The sequence below is a fragment of the Streptomyces sp. LS1784 genome, from assembly GCF_020103755.1.
In the GTDB taxonomy this organism is placed as follows: Bacteria; Actinomycetota; Actinomycetes; order Streptomycetales; family Streptomycetaceae; genus Kitasatospora.
Genome location: NZ_JAHSQD010000133.1, coordinates 1 through 16,787, shown reverse-complemented (window position 1 = coordinate 16,787; position 16,787 = coordinate 1). Strand labels below are relative to the sequence as shown.

Annotated in this window: 14 protein-coding genes; 1 reads left to right on the top strand and 13 read right to left on the bottom strand. The window is 72.9% G+C overall.

Going from position 1 to position 16,787, the window contains the following annotated elements; genetic code table 11:
* From KS423_RS47395 to KS423_RS17610, 13 genes are all read right to left on the bottom strand, one after another.
* Positions 1–2,424, bottom strand: a 2,424-nt coding sequence (locus KS423_RS47395) for an AAA family ATPase (protein ID WP_263454957.1), incomplete at its 3' end; no start/stop codon positions are given.
* A 152-nt stretch (positions 2,425–2,576) separates the two neighbouring features.
* Positions 2,577–2,735, bottom strand: coding sequence for a hypothetical protein (locus KS423_RS17665; protein WP_224280447.1), 159 nt, complete (start codon positions 2,733–2,735; stop codon positions 2,577–2,579).
* A gap of 330 nt (positions 2,736–3,065) precedes the next feature.
* Entirely contained in the window at positions 3,066–4,577 is a 1,512-nt protein-coding gene (gene gatB / locus KS423_RS17660; protein ID WP_224280445.1) for an Asp-tRNA(Asn)/Glu-tRNA(Gln) amidotransferase subunit GatB, read from the bottom strand.
* Positions 4,578–4,650: 73 nt separating this feature from the next.
* Positions 4,651–4,911 carry a hypothetical protein gene (locus tag KS423_RS17655; protein WP_224280443.1) on the bottom strand — a complete coding sequence of 87 codons (261 nt, stop codon included), beginning with the start codon at positions 4,909–4,911 and terminating at the stop codon, positions 4,651–4,653.
* The gene (gatA, locus tag KS423_RS17650; RefSeq protein ID WP_224280441.1) at positions 4,908–6,401 is read right to left on the bottom strand and encodes an Asp-tRNA(Asn)/Glu-tRNA(Gln) amidotransferase subunit GatA; all 1,494 of its coding nucleotides are present in this window, start codon (positions 6,399–6,401) and stop codon (positions 4,908–4,910) included. Before gatA ends, KS423_RS17655 begins: the two co-directional genes overlap by 4 nt.
* A gap of 5 nt (positions 6,402–6,406) precedes the next feature.
* Entirely contained in the window at positions 6,407–6,703 is a 297-nt protein-coding gene (gene gatC, locus KS423_RS17645) for an Asp-tRNA(Asn)/Glu-tRNA(Gln) amidotransferase subunit GatC (RefSeq protein WP_030057414.1), read from the bottom strand.
* Positions 6,704–6,899: 196 nt separating this feature from the next.
* Entirely contained in the window at positions 6,900–8,672 is a 1,773-nt protein-coding gene (locus KS423_RS17640) for a bifunctional diguanylate cyclase/phosphodiesterase (RefSeq protein ID WP_224280431.1), read from the bottom strand.
* 322 nt (positions 8,673–8,994) lie between these two features.
* A complete protein-coding gene (gene ligA / locus KS423_RS17635) occupies positions 8,995–11,283 on the bottom strand; it encodes an NAD-dependent DNA ligase LigA (protein WP_224280429.1) in 2,289 nt (762 codons plus the stop codon).
* Positions 11,284–11,302: 19 nt separating this feature from the next.
* The gene (locus KS423_RS17630) at positions 11,303–12,313 is read right to left on the bottom strand and encodes a methionine synthase (RefSeq protein WP_224280426.1); all 1,011 of its coding nucleotides are present in this window, start codon (positions 12,311–12,313) and stop codon (positions 11,303–11,305) included.
* A gap of 155 nt (positions 12,314–12,468) precedes the next feature.
* Positions 12,469–13,158, bottom strand: coding sequence for an SDR family oxidoreductase (locus KS423_RS17625; protein WP_224280424.1), 690 nt, complete (start codon positions 13,156–13,158; stop codon positions 12,469–12,471).
* A 13-nt stretch (positions 13,159–13,171) separates the two neighbouring features.
* Complete coding sequence (locus tag KS423_RS17620) at positions 13,172–13,696, bottom strand: TIGR00730 family Rossman fold protein (protein WP_224280422.1); 525 nt, start codon at positions 13,694–13,696, stop codon at positions 13,172–13,174.
* Between the two features lie 51 nt (positions 13,697–13,747).
* Positions 13,748–14,884 carry a tRNA 2-thiouridine(34) synthase MnmA gene (gene mnmA, locus KS423_RS17615; RefSeq protein WP_224280420.1) on the bottom strand — a complete coding sequence of 379 codons (1,137 nt, stop codon included), beginning with the start codon at positions 14,882–14,884 and terminating at the stop codon, positions 13,748–13,750.
* A 48-nt stretch (positions 14,885–14,932) separates the two neighbouring features.
* Positions 14,933–16,114: a cysteine desulfurase family protein gene (locus KS423_RS17610; RefSeq protein ID WP_224280418.1), complete on the bottom strand. Its 1,182-nt coding sequence runs from the start codon at positions 16,112–16,114 to the stop codon at positions 14,933–14,935.
* Between the two features lie 197 nt (positions 16,115–16,311).
* On the opposite strand from KS423_RS17610, the gene KS423_RS17605 reads away from it, so the two are divergent.
* The coding region (locus tag KS423_RS17605) for an IclR family transcriptional regulator (protein ID WP_224280416.1) at positions 16,312–16,787 on the top strand (476 nt) is incomplete at its 3' end.

Here is a 16,787-nt window from a genome sequence, read left to right as displayed (position 1 = left end):
CGCCTCGGCCTGCGGCAGGCCCCGGCTGTCCGCCTCCACCGCGGCGCCCTCGGCCAGCAGCGGGTAGACGTCGGACTCGTGGCCGAGCCGGCCGTCGTCCGCCAGTGCGGCGAGCAGTTCGGCCCGGGCCTCCAGCGGCCGGCCGCCGAGTGCCGCGAGCCGCACCGCCAGGCGGCTGATCGGCACGCTGTGCTGGACCTGGCCGACCCGGTTGGCCGAGCGGGCCTGCGCCAGCATGGTCGCCGTGGTGGGCAGGTCCCCCTTGAGCAGGGCGAGTTCGCCGCGCATCCGGTCCAGGAACTCGGCGTGGGTGCCGCTCAGGCTGGTCAGCTCGCAGGCGGCGAGCACCTCGGCGGCCTCCCGGACCCGCCCGAGGTCGGTCAGCGCCTCGACCAGGTTGCCGGTCAGGATGGTGCCGATGTTGCGCAGCAGGCCGTTGCCGTCCGCGAACTCCAGGCCCTCACGGGCCAGCCGGACCGCGCCCTCGGGCCGCCCCAGCCCGCGCTGCATGCTGGCCAGGTTGTTGATGCCGCGCAGCAGCAGGTCGGGCACGCCCAGCCGGCGGGCCCGCTCGACCGCCCCGGCGAGCTCGGCCAGCCCGCCCTCGGCGTCGCCCTGGACGTCGTAGCGCAGGCCGCCGAGGGTCATCCGGGCGTGCACCTCGACCGAGTGCGCGCCCACCTCCTGGGCGATCCGGATCGCCCGCTCGGCCAGGTCGATCGCCTCGGCGGTGGGCTTCTTGAGCATCGCCGTCCCGGCACCGAGCGCCAGCACCTCGGCCTGGACGGCGGACGGCGGCAGGTGCTCCACCAGCCGCAGCGCGTGCGCGATCTCCTCCTCGTCGCCGGAGCGGCGCAGGCTGCCCAGCATCCGGGCCCGGTTGATCCGGAACCAGGCCGCGCGCACCGGGTGCTCCGTCTCGTCGACCAGCCGCAGCCCGCGCTTGGCCAGGCTCAGGCCACGCTCGCGGTCACCGCAGCGCCGGGCCGCGACCACCGCCTCGGCCAGCACGTCGACCAGCTGGATCCGGTCGCAGTCCTCGTCCGCGGCACTGTGGTCGCAGGAGCCGGGCGGGTAGGTCTCGGCCCAGTCGTACGGGCGCAGGGTGTGGGCCAGCACCTCCTCGGAGACCAGGTCCCACAGTTCCAGGGCCCGTTCCAGCATGCCGAGTTGCTCGGCGAAGGCGTTGCGGCGGCGGGCCGCGCGGGCGGCGTCCAGGGCGGTCGGCAGGGCGCGGGCCGGATCGTGCGCGTGGTACCAGTAGTTGGCCAGCCGGGCGGGCAGTGCGTCGCCGGGGACCAGCTGCGGCTGGGCCTCCACGGCGAGCGCGAACCGGCGGTTGATCCGGTGCCGTTCGCCCGGCAGCAGGTCGTCCGAGACCGCCTCGCGGACCAGCGCGTGGCGGAACCGGTAGCCCTCGCCCTCGCTGTCCGGGCGCAGGATGTTGGCGCCGACGGCCGCCCGCAGCGCCTCGATCAGCGCCTCCTCGTCGTCGTCCAGAACGGCGGCCAGCAGGGCGTGTTCGACGTGCGAGCCGCCCTCGGCGGCGATCCGCACCACCCGCTGGGCCTCCTCGTCCAGGCCCTCGACCCGCACCAGCAGGATGTCCCGCAGCGAGTCGGTCAGCCCGGCGCCGAAGCCGTCCTCGAAGGCGGTGGCCAGCTCCTCGACGAAGAACGGGTTCCCCTCCGAACGGCGGTGGATGCGGTCCACCAGCTGGCGGTCGGGGGCGGTGGTGCCGAGGATGCCGGCCAGCTGGGCGGCCACCTCGCGGCGGTCGAACCGCGCCAGCTCCAGCCGCTGCACGGTGCGCAGCCGTTCGAGTTCGGCCAGGAAGGGGCGCAGCGGGTGCCGGCGGTGCAGGTCGTCGGTGCGGTAGGTGGCGACCAGCAGCACCCGGGAGCGGTGCAGGGTGCGCACCAGGAAGGCGAGCAGCTCGCGGGTGGAGCGGTCGGACCAGTGCAGGTCCTCGACGGCGAGGACGAGGGTACGCTCCGCGCCGAGCCGCTCGAACAGCCTCGCGGTGTGCTCGAACAGCCGGGCCCGGCTGTACTCGTCGTTGGGTTCGCCGTCCGCCTCGCCGAACTCGGAGAGCAGCCGGGCGAGATGGCCTTCGCTGCCGGCCGCGGCGGCCTCCAGTTCGGCGCCCAGCGAGCGGTGCAGTCGTCGCAGCGCGGCGGCCAGCGGCGCGTACGGCAGGCCCTCGGCGCCGACCTCCAGACAGCTGCCGAGCGAGGTGACCGCCCCCTGGGCGGCGGCGCGCTCCAGGAACTCCTCCAGCAGCCGGGTCTTGCCGACCCCCGCCTCGCCGCCGATCAGGACGGACTGCGGGCTGCCGGTGCCCGCGCGGCGCAGCGCGTCGGTCAGCTCGGTGATCTCGCTGCCGCGGCCGACGAAGACGGGGCTGACCGATGTCTGCTGCATGGAGGCGAGCATGCCATAGCCGGTGGGGACCGGCCGAGGGGTTATCTCCCAGCGCGAACGGGGTTCCGTGCCCGAACGCCCGGAGGGGGAGACGCTCACTCGCAGCGTCTCCCCCTCCGGAGCTCCTTCGGCACCGTCCTGGTGCCGCACCGTCAGCATTCGGGCCGACGCACGGGGCGCCGCTGGAAGCGGGCGGCCACCGGGCGCTGCCGCAGGCGGCGCGCCTGCTTGGCCTCGCGCACCAGGCGCTCGTGCTCGGCGCGGGCCACGAGCTCGTGGGCCTCTTGCTGGAAGGTCTGGTACTCGATCATTTCGGTTCCCCCTGCGGGTCTCACTGCGTTTCGCTGACGAGTAAGAGCTTCCTCTGCCAGTGGGGGGTGCCACATCGGGAGCCTGCCGCATCTTCCGGGGCCCGGATGCCTTAGATCGGGCGCAGATCGGGCGCCGGAAAAGGTTTAAGGCCCGGCCGCACCTCATTACAGAGGTGAGACCGGGCCTTAGGCCTTACTTAGAGGGCCTTAGATGCCTTAGATGCCTTAGGAAGACAGGGTTGACAGCCTAGGCGGCGCCTCAGGCGGACACACCCAGCTTCTCCAGGCTGTGCTCACTGCCCTTCCGCGGCAAGCCGCTCCAGGCTGTGCTCACTGTCCTTCCGCAGCAAGCCGCTCCAGGATCAGGTCCTTGACGCGGGCCGCGTCGGCCTGGCCGCGGGTGGCCTTCATGACCGCACCGACCAGCGCGCCCACGGCCTGGACCTTGCCGTCGCGGATCTTGGCGGCGATCGCCTCGTTCTCGGCGATGGCCTGGTCGACGGCGGCGCCCAGCGCGGAGTCGTCCGAGACCACGGCCAGGCCGCGCTTCTCGACGATCTCGTCCGGCTCGCCCTCTCCGGCCAGCACGCCCTCGATGACCTGGCGGGCCAGCTTGTCGTTCAGCTTGCCCTCGGCGACCAGCGCGGCGACCCGGGCGACCTGCGCCGGGGTGATCGGCTGCTCGCTCAGCTCGGTGCCGGTCTCGTTGGCGCGGCGGGCCAGCTCGCCCAGCCACCACTTGCGGGCCTGGTCGGCCGGGGCACCGGCCGCGATGGTCTCCTGGATCAGCTCCACCGCACCGGCGTTGAGGACGGACTGCATGTCCTTGTCGGACAGGCCCCACTCGGCCTGGAGCCGGGCGCGGCGCACCCGCGGCAGCTCGGGCAGGGCACCGCGCAGCTCCTCGACCCACTCGCGGGAGGGGGCCACCGGCACCAGGTCCGGCTCGGGGAAGTAACGGTAGTCCTCGGCGTTGTCCTTGATCCGGCCCGAGGTGGTGGTGCCGTTGTCCTCGTGGAAGTGGCGGGTCTCCTGGACGATGGTGCCGCCGTCGGTCAGCACGGTGGCGTGCCGCTGGATCTCGAACCGGGCGGCCCGCTCCACGCTGCGCAGCGAGTTGACGTTCTTGGTCTCCGAGCGGGTGCCGAAGGTCTCGGTGCCGTTCGGGCGCAGCGACAGGTTGACGTCGCAGCGCATCTGGCCCTTGTCCATCCGGGCCTCGGAGACGTCGAGCGAGCGGATCACCTCGCGCAGCTCGGCGACGTACGCCTTGGCGACCTCGGGGGCGCGCTCGCCGGCGCCGACGATCGGCTTGGTGACGATCTCGATCAGCGGGATGCCGGCCCGGTTGTAGTCGAGCAGCGAGTGGGTGGCGCCGTGGATGCGGCCGGTGGCCCCGCCGACGTGGCTGGACTTGCCGGTGTCCTCCTCCATGTGGGCGCGCTCGATCTCCACGCGGAAGGTCGAGCCGTCCTCCAGCTGCACGTCGAGGTAGCCGTTGAAGGCGATCGGCTCGTCGTACTGCGAGGTCTGGAAGTTCTTGGGCATGTCCGGGTAGAAGTAGTTCTTCCGCGCGAACCGGCACCACTCGGCGATCTCGCAGTTCAGCGCCAGGCCGATCTTGACGGCCGACTCGACGCCGACCGCGTTGACCACCGGCAGCGAACCCGGCAGGCCCAGGCAGGTGGGGCAGGTCTGGCTGTTCGGCTCGGCGCCCAGCTCGGTCGAGCAACCGCAGAACATCTTGGTCTTGGTACCGAGCTCGACGTGGACCTCAAGGCCCATCACCGGGTCGTACGACGCGAGAGCGTCCTCGTAGGAGACCAGGTTCATGACGCTCACAGCGTCCCTTCTCACTTGAAGCTTGGGAGGTACGGGCCCGGCCGCCGCGTGGCGCGGGGCCGGGCCGGGGCGCTCAGCCCAGCAGCACGTCGTCGGAGCCCAGCTGACGCAGCTCGCGCACCAGCAGGGCGGTGCCGGTGACCAGCGCGGCCGCACCGATCAGGGCGTTGACCAGCTTGAGGGTGTCGCTCTCCTCGCGGGCCTTGCGGACGTCCTTGGCGATGGAGATCGCGCCGAACGCGCTGGTGCCGATGGACAGCCAGAGGCCGGGCTTGCTGTGCTTCCACCCCTTGAGCGAAGCGGACTGGGCCTTGGCCTTCTCGATCTTGCTCACAGTGCCGGTGCCTCCTCCAGCAGGGTGTGCCCCCACTTGTCGTTGAGTGCGGCCTCGACGGCGCCGCCCACGCGGTACAGGCGGTCGTCCGCCATCGCGGGTGCGATGATCTGCAGGCCGACCGGGAGATTGTCCTCCGGCGCCAGACCGACCGGCAGCGACATGGCCGCGTTGCCCGCCAGGTTCGACGGAATCGTGCACAGGTCCGCCAGGTACATCGCCATCGGGTCGTCGGCACGCTCGCCGATCGGGAAGGCGGTGGTCGGCGTGGTCGGCGAGACCAGGACGTCCACGCCCGCGAAGGCGGCGTCGAAGTCGCGCGAGATGAGCGTGCGGACCTTCTGGGCCGAGCCGTAGTAGGCGTCGTAGTAGCCCGAGGACAGCGCGTAGGTGCCCAGGATGATGCGGCGCTTGACCTCGGGGCCGAAGCCGGCCTCGCGGGTCAGGGCGGTGACGTCCTCGGCCGAACGGCTGCCGTCGTCGCCGACCCGCAGGCCGTAGCGCATCGCGTCGAAGCGGGCCAGGTTGGAGGAGCACTCGCTGGGCGCGATCAGGTAGTACGCCGGCAGCGCCAGGGTGAAGGACGGGCAGGAGACCTCGACGACCTCGGCGCCCAGCTCGCGCAGCAGCTCCACCGACTCGTTGAAGCGCTGCATCACGCCGGCCTGGTAGCCCTCGCCGGCGAACTCCTTGACGACGCCGATCCGCATGCCGCGGATGTCGCGCATCCTGGCGGCCTCGACCACGGCCGGGACCGGCGCGTCGATCGAGGTGGAGTCCAGCGGGTCGTGCCCGGCGATGGCCTCGTGCAGCAGCGCCGCGTCCAGCACGGTGCGGGCGCACGGGCCGCCCTGGTCCAGGCTGCTGGAGAACGCCACCAGGCCGTAGCGGGACACCGAGCCGTAGGTCGGCTTGACGCCGACGGTGCCGGTGACGGCGCCGGGCTGACGGATCGAGCCGCCGGTGTCGGTGCCGATCGCCAGCGGGGCCTCGAAGGCGGCCAGCGCGGCGGCCGAACCGCCGCCGGAGCCGCCGGGGATGCGGGAGAGGTCCCACGGGTTGCCGGTCACCCCGTACGCGGAGTTCTCGGTGGAGGAGCCCATCGCGAACTCGTCCATGTTGGTCTTGCCGAGGATGACCACGTCAGCGTCCTTGAGACGGCTGGTCAGCGTGGCGTCGTACGGCGGGATCCAGCCTTCGAGCATCTTCGAGCCGCAGGTGGTCGGGATGCCCTTGGTGGTGAAGACGTCCTTGAGCGCGAGCGGGACGCCGGCCAGCGGGCCCAGCTCCTCGCCCTTGGCGCGCTTCGCGTCGACGGCCTTGGCCGCGGCCAGCGCGCCCTCGGTGTCGACGTGCAGGAAGGCGTTGACCTTCTTGTCGACCGCGTCGATGCGGTCCAGGTGGGCCTGCGCGACCTCGACGGCGGACACCTCGCCCTTGGCGATGGCGCTCGCGGTCTCGGCGGCGGTGAAACGGATCAGCTCGGTCATCTCGGTCAGTCCTCCCCGAGGATCTGCGGCACACGGAAACGCTGCTCCTCGGCGGCGGGGGCGCCGGACAGCGCCTGCTCCGGGGTGAGCGACGGCCGCACCTCGTCCGCACGCATGACGTTGGTCAGCGGCAGCGGGTGGGAGGTCGGCGGGACGTCCTGTCCGGCGACCTCGGAAACGCGGGCGACCGCGCCGATGATCACGTCGAGCTGCTCGGCGAAGTGGTCCAGCTCTTCGGGCTTCAGCTCAAGACGCGACAGCCGGGCGAGGTGGGCGACCTCCTCGCGCGTGATGCCAGGCATGCAGCGATCCTCAGGGTGAGTTCTGGTGAGACCCGGCGGTGCCTTGCGGGCGGTGCCGGGCCCGGGCAGGAGCAGCCGGGTTCGGCGCTCCGTCCTCATGGTCTTTGGACCCCATCCTATGGGGCCCGTCCCCCACCCCGGCCAACGAGTGAGCCGCGGCGCCCGTCACCGGCTCGGCCGCGGCGTCCGGCGGGCGCTACTGCGGCCTGCTGCGGGCCCAGCCCTGCGGCTTGATCTCCCTGTGCGCGGCCTGCGCCACCTGGGCCACCGGCGGCAACGTGGGCGGGAGGGTCGGCGGCAGCGCCGGCGGCCTGGCCGGCTGGGCGATCGGCTTGGCGTTCTGGACCGGCTGGAAGCCGGCGTGCAGCTGGGGCGGCACGCCGAGGCGCTCCACCGGCGGGGCGCCGGTGCGGTGCACCCGCAGCCAGGCGGTGGCCTGCTCGGCCGGCAGCGCGGCCGACACCAGCCAGCCCTGGACGGCGTCCACGCCCATGCAGTGCAGCCGCTCCCAGGTCTCGTCGTCCTCGACGCCCTCGGCGACCACGGTCAGGCCCAGCGAGTGGGCGAGCTCCACCGAGCAGCGGACCACCGCCGCGTCGTGGTCGTCGGCGACCATCCGGGAGACGAAGGAGCGGTCGATCTTCAGCTCGCCGACCGGCAGGCTCCGCAGCCGCACCAGCGAGGAGTGCCCGGTGCCGAAGTCGTCCAGGGACATCCCGACGCCGTAGCCGCGCAGCTCGGCCAGGGTGTCGGCGGCCCGCCGGGAGTCGTCCAGCAGCAGCCGCTCGGTGATCTCCAGCTGGAGCGCGTGGGCGGGCACCTGGTGGCGCACGAGGTGGCCGGCCACCCGCTGGGCGAAGCCGGGGTTGAGCACGTCGCGCGGCGAGACGTTGACCGCGACCTGCACCTGGAGGCCCTGGTCGCGCCAGTACGCGAGCTGGCCGACGGCCGCCTCCAGCACGTAGTCGGTGAGCCGGGGCATCAGGCCGCTGGATTCGGCGAGCCCGACGAACTCGTCCGGCGAGACCTTCCCCTGGCCGGGCCGCTCCCAGCGCAGCAGTGCCTCCAGTCCGACCACCCGGCCGTCGAAGGCCACCTTCGGCTGGTAGTGCAGTTGCACCTCGCCGGTCTCCAGCGCCCGGCGCAGGTCCCCCAGCAGCCCGATCCGGTACGGGGTGTCGGCGTCCTGGGTCTCGTCGTACTGGGCGACGCCGCAGCATCCGCGCTGGGCGTGGCCCATCGCGACGTCGGCCCGGCGCAGCAGCGACTCGGCGTCCTGGGCGTGCTGCGGGTAGACGCAGACGCCGCCGCTGGCCTCCAGGACGAGCAGCAGCCCGTCCAGCCGGATCGGGGCGGCGAGTTCGGCGATCAGCGCCTTGGCGACCCGCTCCAGGCTGTCCGGGCAGTTGATGCCGGGCAGCAGGACGGCGAACTCGTCGCCGCCCATCCGGGCCACCATCGGGCGGCCGCGGCGGTAGTGCCGGGGCAGGCCGGCGAAGACGTCGTCGATGGACTCCCGGGTGGCGCTGCCGGCCGGGCCGCCGGAGCGCAGCGCCCGGTGCAGCCGGCGGGCGATGTGAACCAGCAGCCGGTCACCCGCCGTATGACCAAGTGTGTCGTTGAGTGATCGGAAGCGATCGAGATCGAGCAGGATGAGACCGACGCTGTAGCCCTGCTCACACCCCGCGATCGCCTCCTGGGCGGCCAGCAACAGGGCCTGACGGTTGGGCAGGTCCGTCAGCGGGTCGGTCAGCTGATCGCGGGCGCGGTCGCGGGCGATCCGCCAGGCCGCCACCAGCACCGCCAGGGGCACGGCGAACAGCGGCAGCAACTCGGGTTCGTACCGGTAGACCAGGACGGCCAGCGGGATGAGCGGCGCGGCTCCGGCCAGCAGCACGCCGAGCAGCAGGACCGCACCCGCCACCCCCTGCGGCGGGCGTGTGGGCGCACCGCCGGTCGTACGATCCATAAGCCCTGTCCTCCGTCGGGCCCGCCCCGTCAGGCCGCCTTACGGTGAGGCACCGTGCCGGTACCGACAGCTGCCGGGCATGGAGCGACCCCGAGGAGCACCGGCCCAGCCGGTGCCCCCACCCCTGCTGACACTCTGTTGCGCTCCAGGGTAAGCCGGGGTCCACCCGGTGGGCAGACTTTCGGACAACCGGAAACGCGCCACCGCGCACGGGTGTCGCACAGTGACACAATGCCCGCTTTCACTGCACGGCACCCGGTGACGCTGCATCAGGACGATAACAACACCGGCCCGGCCGGCGGCCGCTCGGGTCGGCCCCGAATCAGCCCTCGGCGGGCTCCCCCTTCGCCGGCGCGACCTCCTCCGGCTCCGGAAGTCCCAGGTGGGCGCGGGCGGCGGACGGCCCGTCGGCGAGCAGGACGGCGAACCCCGCGTCGTCCAGGACCGGCAGGCCGAGCTGGACAGCCTTGTCGTACTTGGACCCGGGATTGTCACCGGCGACCACGAAATCGGTCTTCTTCGAAACCGAACCGGTCACCTTCGCTCCGCGCGAGGTCAGCGCCTCCTTGGCGCCGTCCCGGGTGTGGCCGGCCAGGGTGCCCGTCACCACGACGGTCAGACCCTCCAGCGGGCGCTCCGCCTCCTCCTCGTCCGCGAACTCCTCGGCGAAGCGGACACCGTCCGCCTCCCAGTTCCCGAGGATCTCCTGGTGCCACCTCTCCGCGTACCACTCCTGGATCGAGCGGGCGATGGTCGGACCGACGCCCTCGACGGCCGCCAGCTGCTCCTCGCTCGCCTCGAAGATCTTCCTCAGATCGCGGAACTCCCGGGCCAGCGCCTGCGCGGCGACCGGACCGACGTGCCGGATCGACAGGCCGTTGACGAACCGCCAGAGCGGCCGGTCCTTCGCCGCCGCGAGGTTGTCGATCAGGGCCTGGAGCGACTTCTTCGGCTCGCCCTTGGTGGTGGCGAAGAAGAAGACCTCCTTCTCCTTGCCCGTCCGGTCGTCCAGCTTCGGCATGCCGGTCTTCGGGTCCCGGACCAGCACCTTGATCGGCAGCAGCTTCTCCTGCGTCAGCCGGAAGATGTCGGCCTCGTTCCTCACCGGCGCCTCGGCCGGCTCCAGCGGCTGGGTCAGCGCGGTGGCCGCGACGTAGCCGAGACCCTCCACGTCCAGGCACTGCCGCCCGCCGAGGAAGGCGATCCGCTCCCGGATCTGCGCCGGGCAGCGCTCCGCGTTCGGGCAGCGCAGATCGATGTCCCCCTCGGCCATCGGGCGCAGCTCGCTGCCGCACTCCGGACAGTGCGAGGGCATCACGAAGGCCTGCTCGGTGCCGTCCCGCAGGTCGTAGACCGGGCCGAGGATCTCCGGGATGACGTCGCCGGCCTTGCGCAGCACCACGGTGTCGCCGAGCAGCACGTCCTTGGCCTTGACGACCTCCTGGTTGTGCAGCGTCGCGTACTGCACCATCGAGCCGGCCACCTTCACCGGCTCGGCCAGCACCGCGTACGGGGTGGCCCGGCCGGTGCGGCCGATGCCGACCTTGATCTCGGCCAGCTTGCCGGTGACCTCCTCCGGCGGGTACTTCCAGGCGATCGCCCAGCGCGGGGACTTCGAGGTGGCGCCGAGCCGGCCCTGGAGGGCGATCTCGTCCACCTTCACCACGACACCGTCGATCTCGTGCTCGACCGAGTGCCGCTGCTCGCCGAAGTGCTTGATGAAGGCCCGCACCTCGGCGAGCGTCCCGACCACCTTGTTGTGCCGGGCGGTGGGCAGGCCCCAGTCGTGCAGCAGCTGGTAGGCGTGCGACTGGTTGTCGATGTCGAAGCCGACCCGGGCGCCGATGCCGTGCACCACCATGTGCAGCGGGCGGGAGGCGGTGACGTGCGGGTCCTTCTGGCGCAGCGAACCGGCGGCGGCGTTGCGGGGGTTCATGAACAGCCGGATCATCGCCCGGGGCCGCCTGCCCTCCTTGGCGCGCTCCTCGTTCTCCTGCCGGCGGCGCTCGTTCTCCTCCGCGAAGGAGGCGTTGAGCGCGTCGAAGGCCTCGGTCGGGAAGTAGACCTCGCCGCGGATCTCCACCAGCTCCGGGATGTCGTCACCCTTGAGCTGGTGCGGGATCTCCTTGATGGTGCGGACGTTGGCGGTGATGTCCTCGCCGACCCGGCCGTCGCCGCGCGTCGCCGCCTGCACCAACTGGCCGTTCTCGTAGGTGAGGTTGACGGCCAGGCCGTCCACCTTGAGCTCGCACAGGTAGTGGTAGTCGATGCCGTGCAGCTCGGTGGCGACCCGCTCGGCCCAGGCCGCCAGCTCGTCGTCGTCCATCGCGTTGTCCAGGCTGAGCAGCCGCTCGCGGTGCTCGACCTCGGCGAACAGCTCGGTGGGGGCGCCGCCGACCCGCTGCGTCGGCGAGTCCGGCGTCACCAGGGCCGGGTGCTCGGCCTCCAGCGACTCCAGCTCCCGCATCAGCGCGTCGAACTCGGCGTCGCTGACGACCGGCGCGTCCTGCTCGTAGTACCGGACCCGGTGATCGGTGATCTCCTGCGCCAGCTCGGCGTGCCGCCTGCGCACCTCCGCCGGGACGTCCTCCCAGCCCTCGACAGCCGTCACCGCAAGCCCTCCTACGTTCTCATTCCGGGTTGTCCACCAGGCTCTGTGCCGCCCGCGCCGCAGACGACAGCGCCCTGCGCGCGTACGCCGGGGAGGCCCCGGCCAGCCCGCAGGTCGGCGTCACCAGCACGCGGCGGCCCAGCAGCTCCGGGGCGAACCCGAGCCTGCGCCACAGGGTCCTGACACCCTGGACACTACCGGCAGGGTCGGACACCGCCTGGTCAGTGGCGGGGACGACACCAGCGAGGATCATCGTGCCGCCCTCCACGGCCTCGCCGAGGTCGTCGTCCTGGCGCTCGGTGAGGAGGGAGAAGTCCAGGGAGATCCCGGCGACCCCGGCCCGGCGCAGTAGCGGGACCGGGACGTCCGGCGCGCAGGAGTGCACCACCACGGGCGCGTCGAGGCTCCCGACCACCTCGCGCAGCACCTCCTCGGCGACCTGCCGGTCGACGGCGCGCAGCCGCTGGAAGCCGCTGGCGGTCTTCACCGACCCGGCCAGGACGGCGGGCAGCGAGGGCTCGTCCAGCTGCAGCACGACCTCGGCGCCGGGCACCCGCTTGCGGAGGTCCGCGAGGTGGCGGCGCAGGCCCTCGGTGAGCGAGCCGGCGATGTCCCGGCAGGCGCCGGGGTCGGAGAGCGCCTTCTCGCCGTGCTTGAGCTCGATGCTCGCCGCCAGCGTCCAGGGGCCGACGGCCTGGACCTTGAGCGCGCCCTGGTAGCCCTGGGTGAACTCCTCCAGTGCGTCCAGGTCCTCACCTAGCCAGGAGTGGGACCGCCGGGTGTCCCGGCCGGGGCGGTCGGTGAACCGCCAGCCGCTCGGCTCGGTCTGCGCGAACAGCTCGACCAGCAGGCCGGCGCCGCGCCCGATCATGTCGGCGCCCGGCCCGCGCGCGGGCAGCTCGGGCAGGAACGGCAGGTGCTCCAGTGCGCCGGTGGAGGTCTTGGCCGCCTCCCGGGCGTCGGTGCCGGGCAGCGAGCCGACGCCGGTGGCGGCGCCGCGCAGGTCGGGGAAGGGGTGTGGGGTGCTCACCCGTCCGAGCCTACTCAGCCGGACGGGCCCCGTGCCGAGCGCGGGGGCTCGGTACCGGGGCCGTCCGCGCGGGGCGCGGGGTCGGTACCGGAAGGCCTGCCCGAACTCCGGTGTGCGCGTGGGAAGTCGGCCGGGCCGACTTCCCACGCGGCGGCCTACCGCCCCGGGCGGACGGTGATGTCGGTGATCTCCGCGTCGCGGGAGGCGTCGAGGGCGGCGAGGATCGCCCTGGCGACGGACTCGGGCTCGATCCAGCGGCCCGCGTCGTACTCCTTGCCCTCCTGCTGGTGCACCTTGACCTGCATCGCGGTGGCGGTGCGGCCCGGGTAGACGGAGGTGACCCGGACGCCGTTGGCGTGCTCCTCCTGGCGCAGCGAGTCGGCGAGCGCCTTGAGGCCGTGCTTGCTGGCCGCGTACGCGGACCAGTCGGCGTGGGCGTTGAGGCCGGCACCGGAGTTGACGAAGAGCACGTGGCCCTTGACGAGCCGGATCGACGGCAGCAGGAGTCGGGTCAGCTCGGCGGGGGCGACGAGGTTGACGTTGAGCGTCTCCTGCCAGGCCTTGACGGGCAGGTCGCCGACCGGGCCGAGCTCGACCGTGCCCGCGACGTGCAGCAGCGAGTCCAGCTCGACGGGCAGCTGCTGGTGCCCGAAGGCCCAGGAGAGCTTGCCCGGGTCGCCGAGGTCCCCGACGAGGGTCTTGGCCCCGGGGAAGCGCTCGCGCAGTTCGGCGGCCCGCCGGGCGTCGCGGGCCAGCAGCCAGAGCTCGTCCCCGCGCTCGGCGAGCTTCTCGGCCAGGACGGCGCCGATGCCGGAGCCGGCGCCGGTGATCAGATGTGCAGCCATGGCCCCGATCCTCTCAGGCCTTGAGCTGGGCGAAGACGTCGGCGGGCGTGTCCGCGAAGGTGATCAGCTCGGCGAGGGGGCGGGGCAGGAAGCCCTCGGCGTCCATCCGCTCCATCTGGGTGCGCAGGCCCGAGTAGAAGCCCTCGGTGTCCAGGACGACCACCGGCTTGTCGAACATCCCGTGCTTCTTGAGTTCCAGCACCTCGGTGACCTCGTCCAGGGTGCCCAGCCCGCCGACCAGGACGACGATCGCGTCGGCCCGCGAGGCCAGCTCCGCCTTGCGCTCCGGGAGGTCGGCGGTCCACACCAGCTCGTCGGCTCCGACGTACGCCTTGTGCTTCAGCATCTCGACCATCACACCGACGAGTCGGCCACCCGCCGCCTTCACCTCATCGGCGAGCAGCCCCATCAGCCCGGCGTTCGAGCCACCCCACACCAGGGTGTGCCCGCCCTCCCCCAGGAGCCGGGCGAACTCCGCGGCGGGGACGGAGTAGCGGTCGTCGAGCGAGTACGCGGAGCAGAAGACACAGATATTCATAGTCCGACTGGTCTATCACGCCCCGCTACCGGCTCTCCCAGGTGCTGCCGCTCAGGCGGTGACGGCCGGGCGCTCCGTCGTCGCGATGGTGGCCGAACCGACGACGCGGGTGCCGTCGTACACCACCACGGCCTGGCCGGGGGCGATCCCTCGCACCGGGGTGTCCAGTTGCACCCGCAGCTCGCCGTCGACCACCGAGGCGCTCACCGGCACCTCCTCGCCGTGGGCCCGCAGCTGGGCGGTGTAGCGGCCGTCGGCCAGCGGCTCGGTGCCGCACCAGCGGGGGCGGATGGCGGTGAGCCCGGTGACGTCGAGGCCCTCGACCGGGCCGACCGTCACGGTGTTGTTCACCGGGGAGATGTCCAGCACGTAGCGCGGCTTGCCGTCGGCCGCCGGGCGGCCGATCCGCAGGCCCTTGCGCTGGCCGATGGTGAAGCCGTACGCACCGTCGTGCTCGCCGAGCTTGGTGCCGTCGACGTCGAGGATGTCGCCGGTCGCGGTGCCGAGGTGCTTGGCCAGGAAGCCCTGGGTGTCACCGTCGGCGATGAAGCAGATGTCGTGGCTGTCGGGCTTCTTGGCGACGGCCAGGCCGCGGCGCTCGGCCTCCGCCCGGATCTCCTCCTTGGTCGTGTCACCGAGCGGGAAGAGCGAGTGGGCGAGCTGGTCGGCGTCGAGGACGCCCAGCACGTACGACTGGTCCTTGGCGGCGTCGACGGCGCGGTGCAGCTCGCGCGAGCCGTCGGGCAGGTCGACGATGCGGGCGTAGTGGCCGGTGCAGACGGCGTCGAAGCCCAGTGCGATCGCCTTGTCCAGCAGCGCCGCGAACTTGATCTTCTCGTTGCAGCGCAGGCACGGGTTGGGCGTCCGCCCGGCCGCGTACTCGGCGACGAAGTCGTCGATCACGTCCTCACGGAAGCGCTCGGCGAGGTCCCAGACGTAGAAGGGGATGCCGATCACGTCGGCCGCCCGCCAGGCGTCCCGGGAGTCCTCGATGGTGCAGCAGCCGCGCGCGCCGGTCCGGAAGGACTGCGGGTTGGCGGAGAGCGCCAGGTGGACGCCCGTCACCTCGTGCCCCGCTTCGACGGCGCGGGCGGCGGCGACGGCGGAGTCGACTCCGCCGGACATCGCCGCGAGCACGCGCAGACGGCCGGTGGACGGAGTGGTCGGGGCACCCGGGAAGTCAGTCATGATGGCAACAAGGGTACGGGGTGGCCCGCCTGTTCCCGGAAGCCGAGATCAGCGCCGTACCGACGCCAGCCCGGCGTTGCGCGCCCGCTGCACCACCGGCCCGATGGCCTCCGCCAGCGCCGTGACGTCCTCGCGCACCGAGGTGTGCCCGAGCGAGAACCGCAGCGAGGCGCGGGCCAGCAGCGGGTCGACGCCCATCGCGAGCAGCACGTGGCTGGGCTGCGGCACCCCGGCCGAGCAGGCGGAGCCCGTCGAGCACTCGATGCCCTGGGCGTCCAGCAGCATCAGCAGCGCGTCGCCCTCGCAGCCGGGGAAGGAGAAGTGCGCGTTGGCGGGCAGCCGGCCCTCCGGCGAGGGGTCGCCGTTGTACACCGCGTCCGGCACGGCGGCGAGGACGGCGGCCACCAGCTCGTCCCGCAGCGCGCCCAGCGTGACGGCGTGCTCGGCCCGGTGTTCCACCGCCCAGGCCGCGGCGGCGGCGAAGCCGGCCGCGCCGGGGGCGTCCAGGGTGCCGGAGCGCACGTCGCGCTCCTGGCCGCCGCCGTGCAGCAGCGGTACCGGCGAGGCGCCCCGGGAGAGCAGCAGCGCGCCGATGCCGAACGGGCCGCCGATCTTGTGCCCGGTGACGGTGAGCGCGGTGAGCCCCGACTCGGCGAAGGAGACCGGGACCTGACCGAGCGCCTGCACCGCGTCGGCGTGCACCGGGATGCCGTACTCGGCCGCCACGGCGGTCAGTTCGCGCACTGGCTGGACGGTGCCGACCTCGTTGTTGGCCCACATCACGGTGACCAGCGCCACAGTGGCCGGATCGCGTTCGATCGCCGCGCGCAGCGCCTCCGGGTGCACCCGGCCCAGCGGGTCCACCGGCAGGTACTCGACGTCGGCGCCCTCGTGCTCGGAGAGCCAGTGCACCGCGTCCAGCACCGCGTGGTGCTCGACCGGGCTGCACAGCACCCGGGTCCGGACCGGGTCGGCGTCCCGGCGGGCCCAGTACAGGCCCTTGACCGCCAGGTTGTCGGACTCGGTGCCGCCGCCGGTGAGCACGATCTCGCTGGGGCGGGCGCCCAGGGACTCGGCCAGCGACTCCCGGGACTCCTCGACCACCCGGCGGGCCCGGCGGCCGGCCGCGTGCAGGGCCGAGGCGTTGCCGACCACCCCCAGGTGCGCCGTCATCGCGGCGATCGCCTCGGGCAGCATCGGCGTGGTCGCCGCATGGTCCAGGTATGGCATAACCATCCGATTGTAGAGCGCGGCACCGTACGGGGTTCCGGGCCGGGGCATCGATCCAGCCACCCGCCGCCCGCACCGGTTCGGGCGCACGGCGGACGCACCACAGCCGGACGGCTACGTCCGGCACTGGTTTGTACCACTGAGCCACCCAGCGGTTAGCCTGACGCCACCAGTCAGCCGGATCCACGGGAAACGCCATGTCGCAGTCGGTCGACCGCGCGCTGACCCTGCTCGACGCACTCGGCGACGCGCCGCTCTCGCTGGAGCAGGCCGCCAGCAGCCTCGGGGTGCACAAGTCCACCGCCCTGCGGCTGCTGCGCACCCTGGAGGAGCACGGCTTCGCCCGCCGCCAGCCGGACCTGCGCTACCGGATCGGCGGCCGGGTGCTCTCGCTGGCCCACCGCGCACTGGAGGACTTCGACGTCCGGCAGGTCGCCGCGCCGTACCTGGCCGCGCTCAACGCCCGCTGCGGCTACACCGTCCGGCTCGCCGTGCTGGACGACGGCGAGGTGCTCTACCTGGACGAGGTGGCCGGGCTGCCGGGTGCCGAGCCGTCCCGGATCGGGCGCCGGGCCCCGGTCGACGGGACGGCGGTCGGCCGGGTGCTGCTCGCCGGACTGTCCGCGGACGGCGCCCGCGAGGAGCCCGAGCTGGCCGCGGTGCGCCGCCGGGG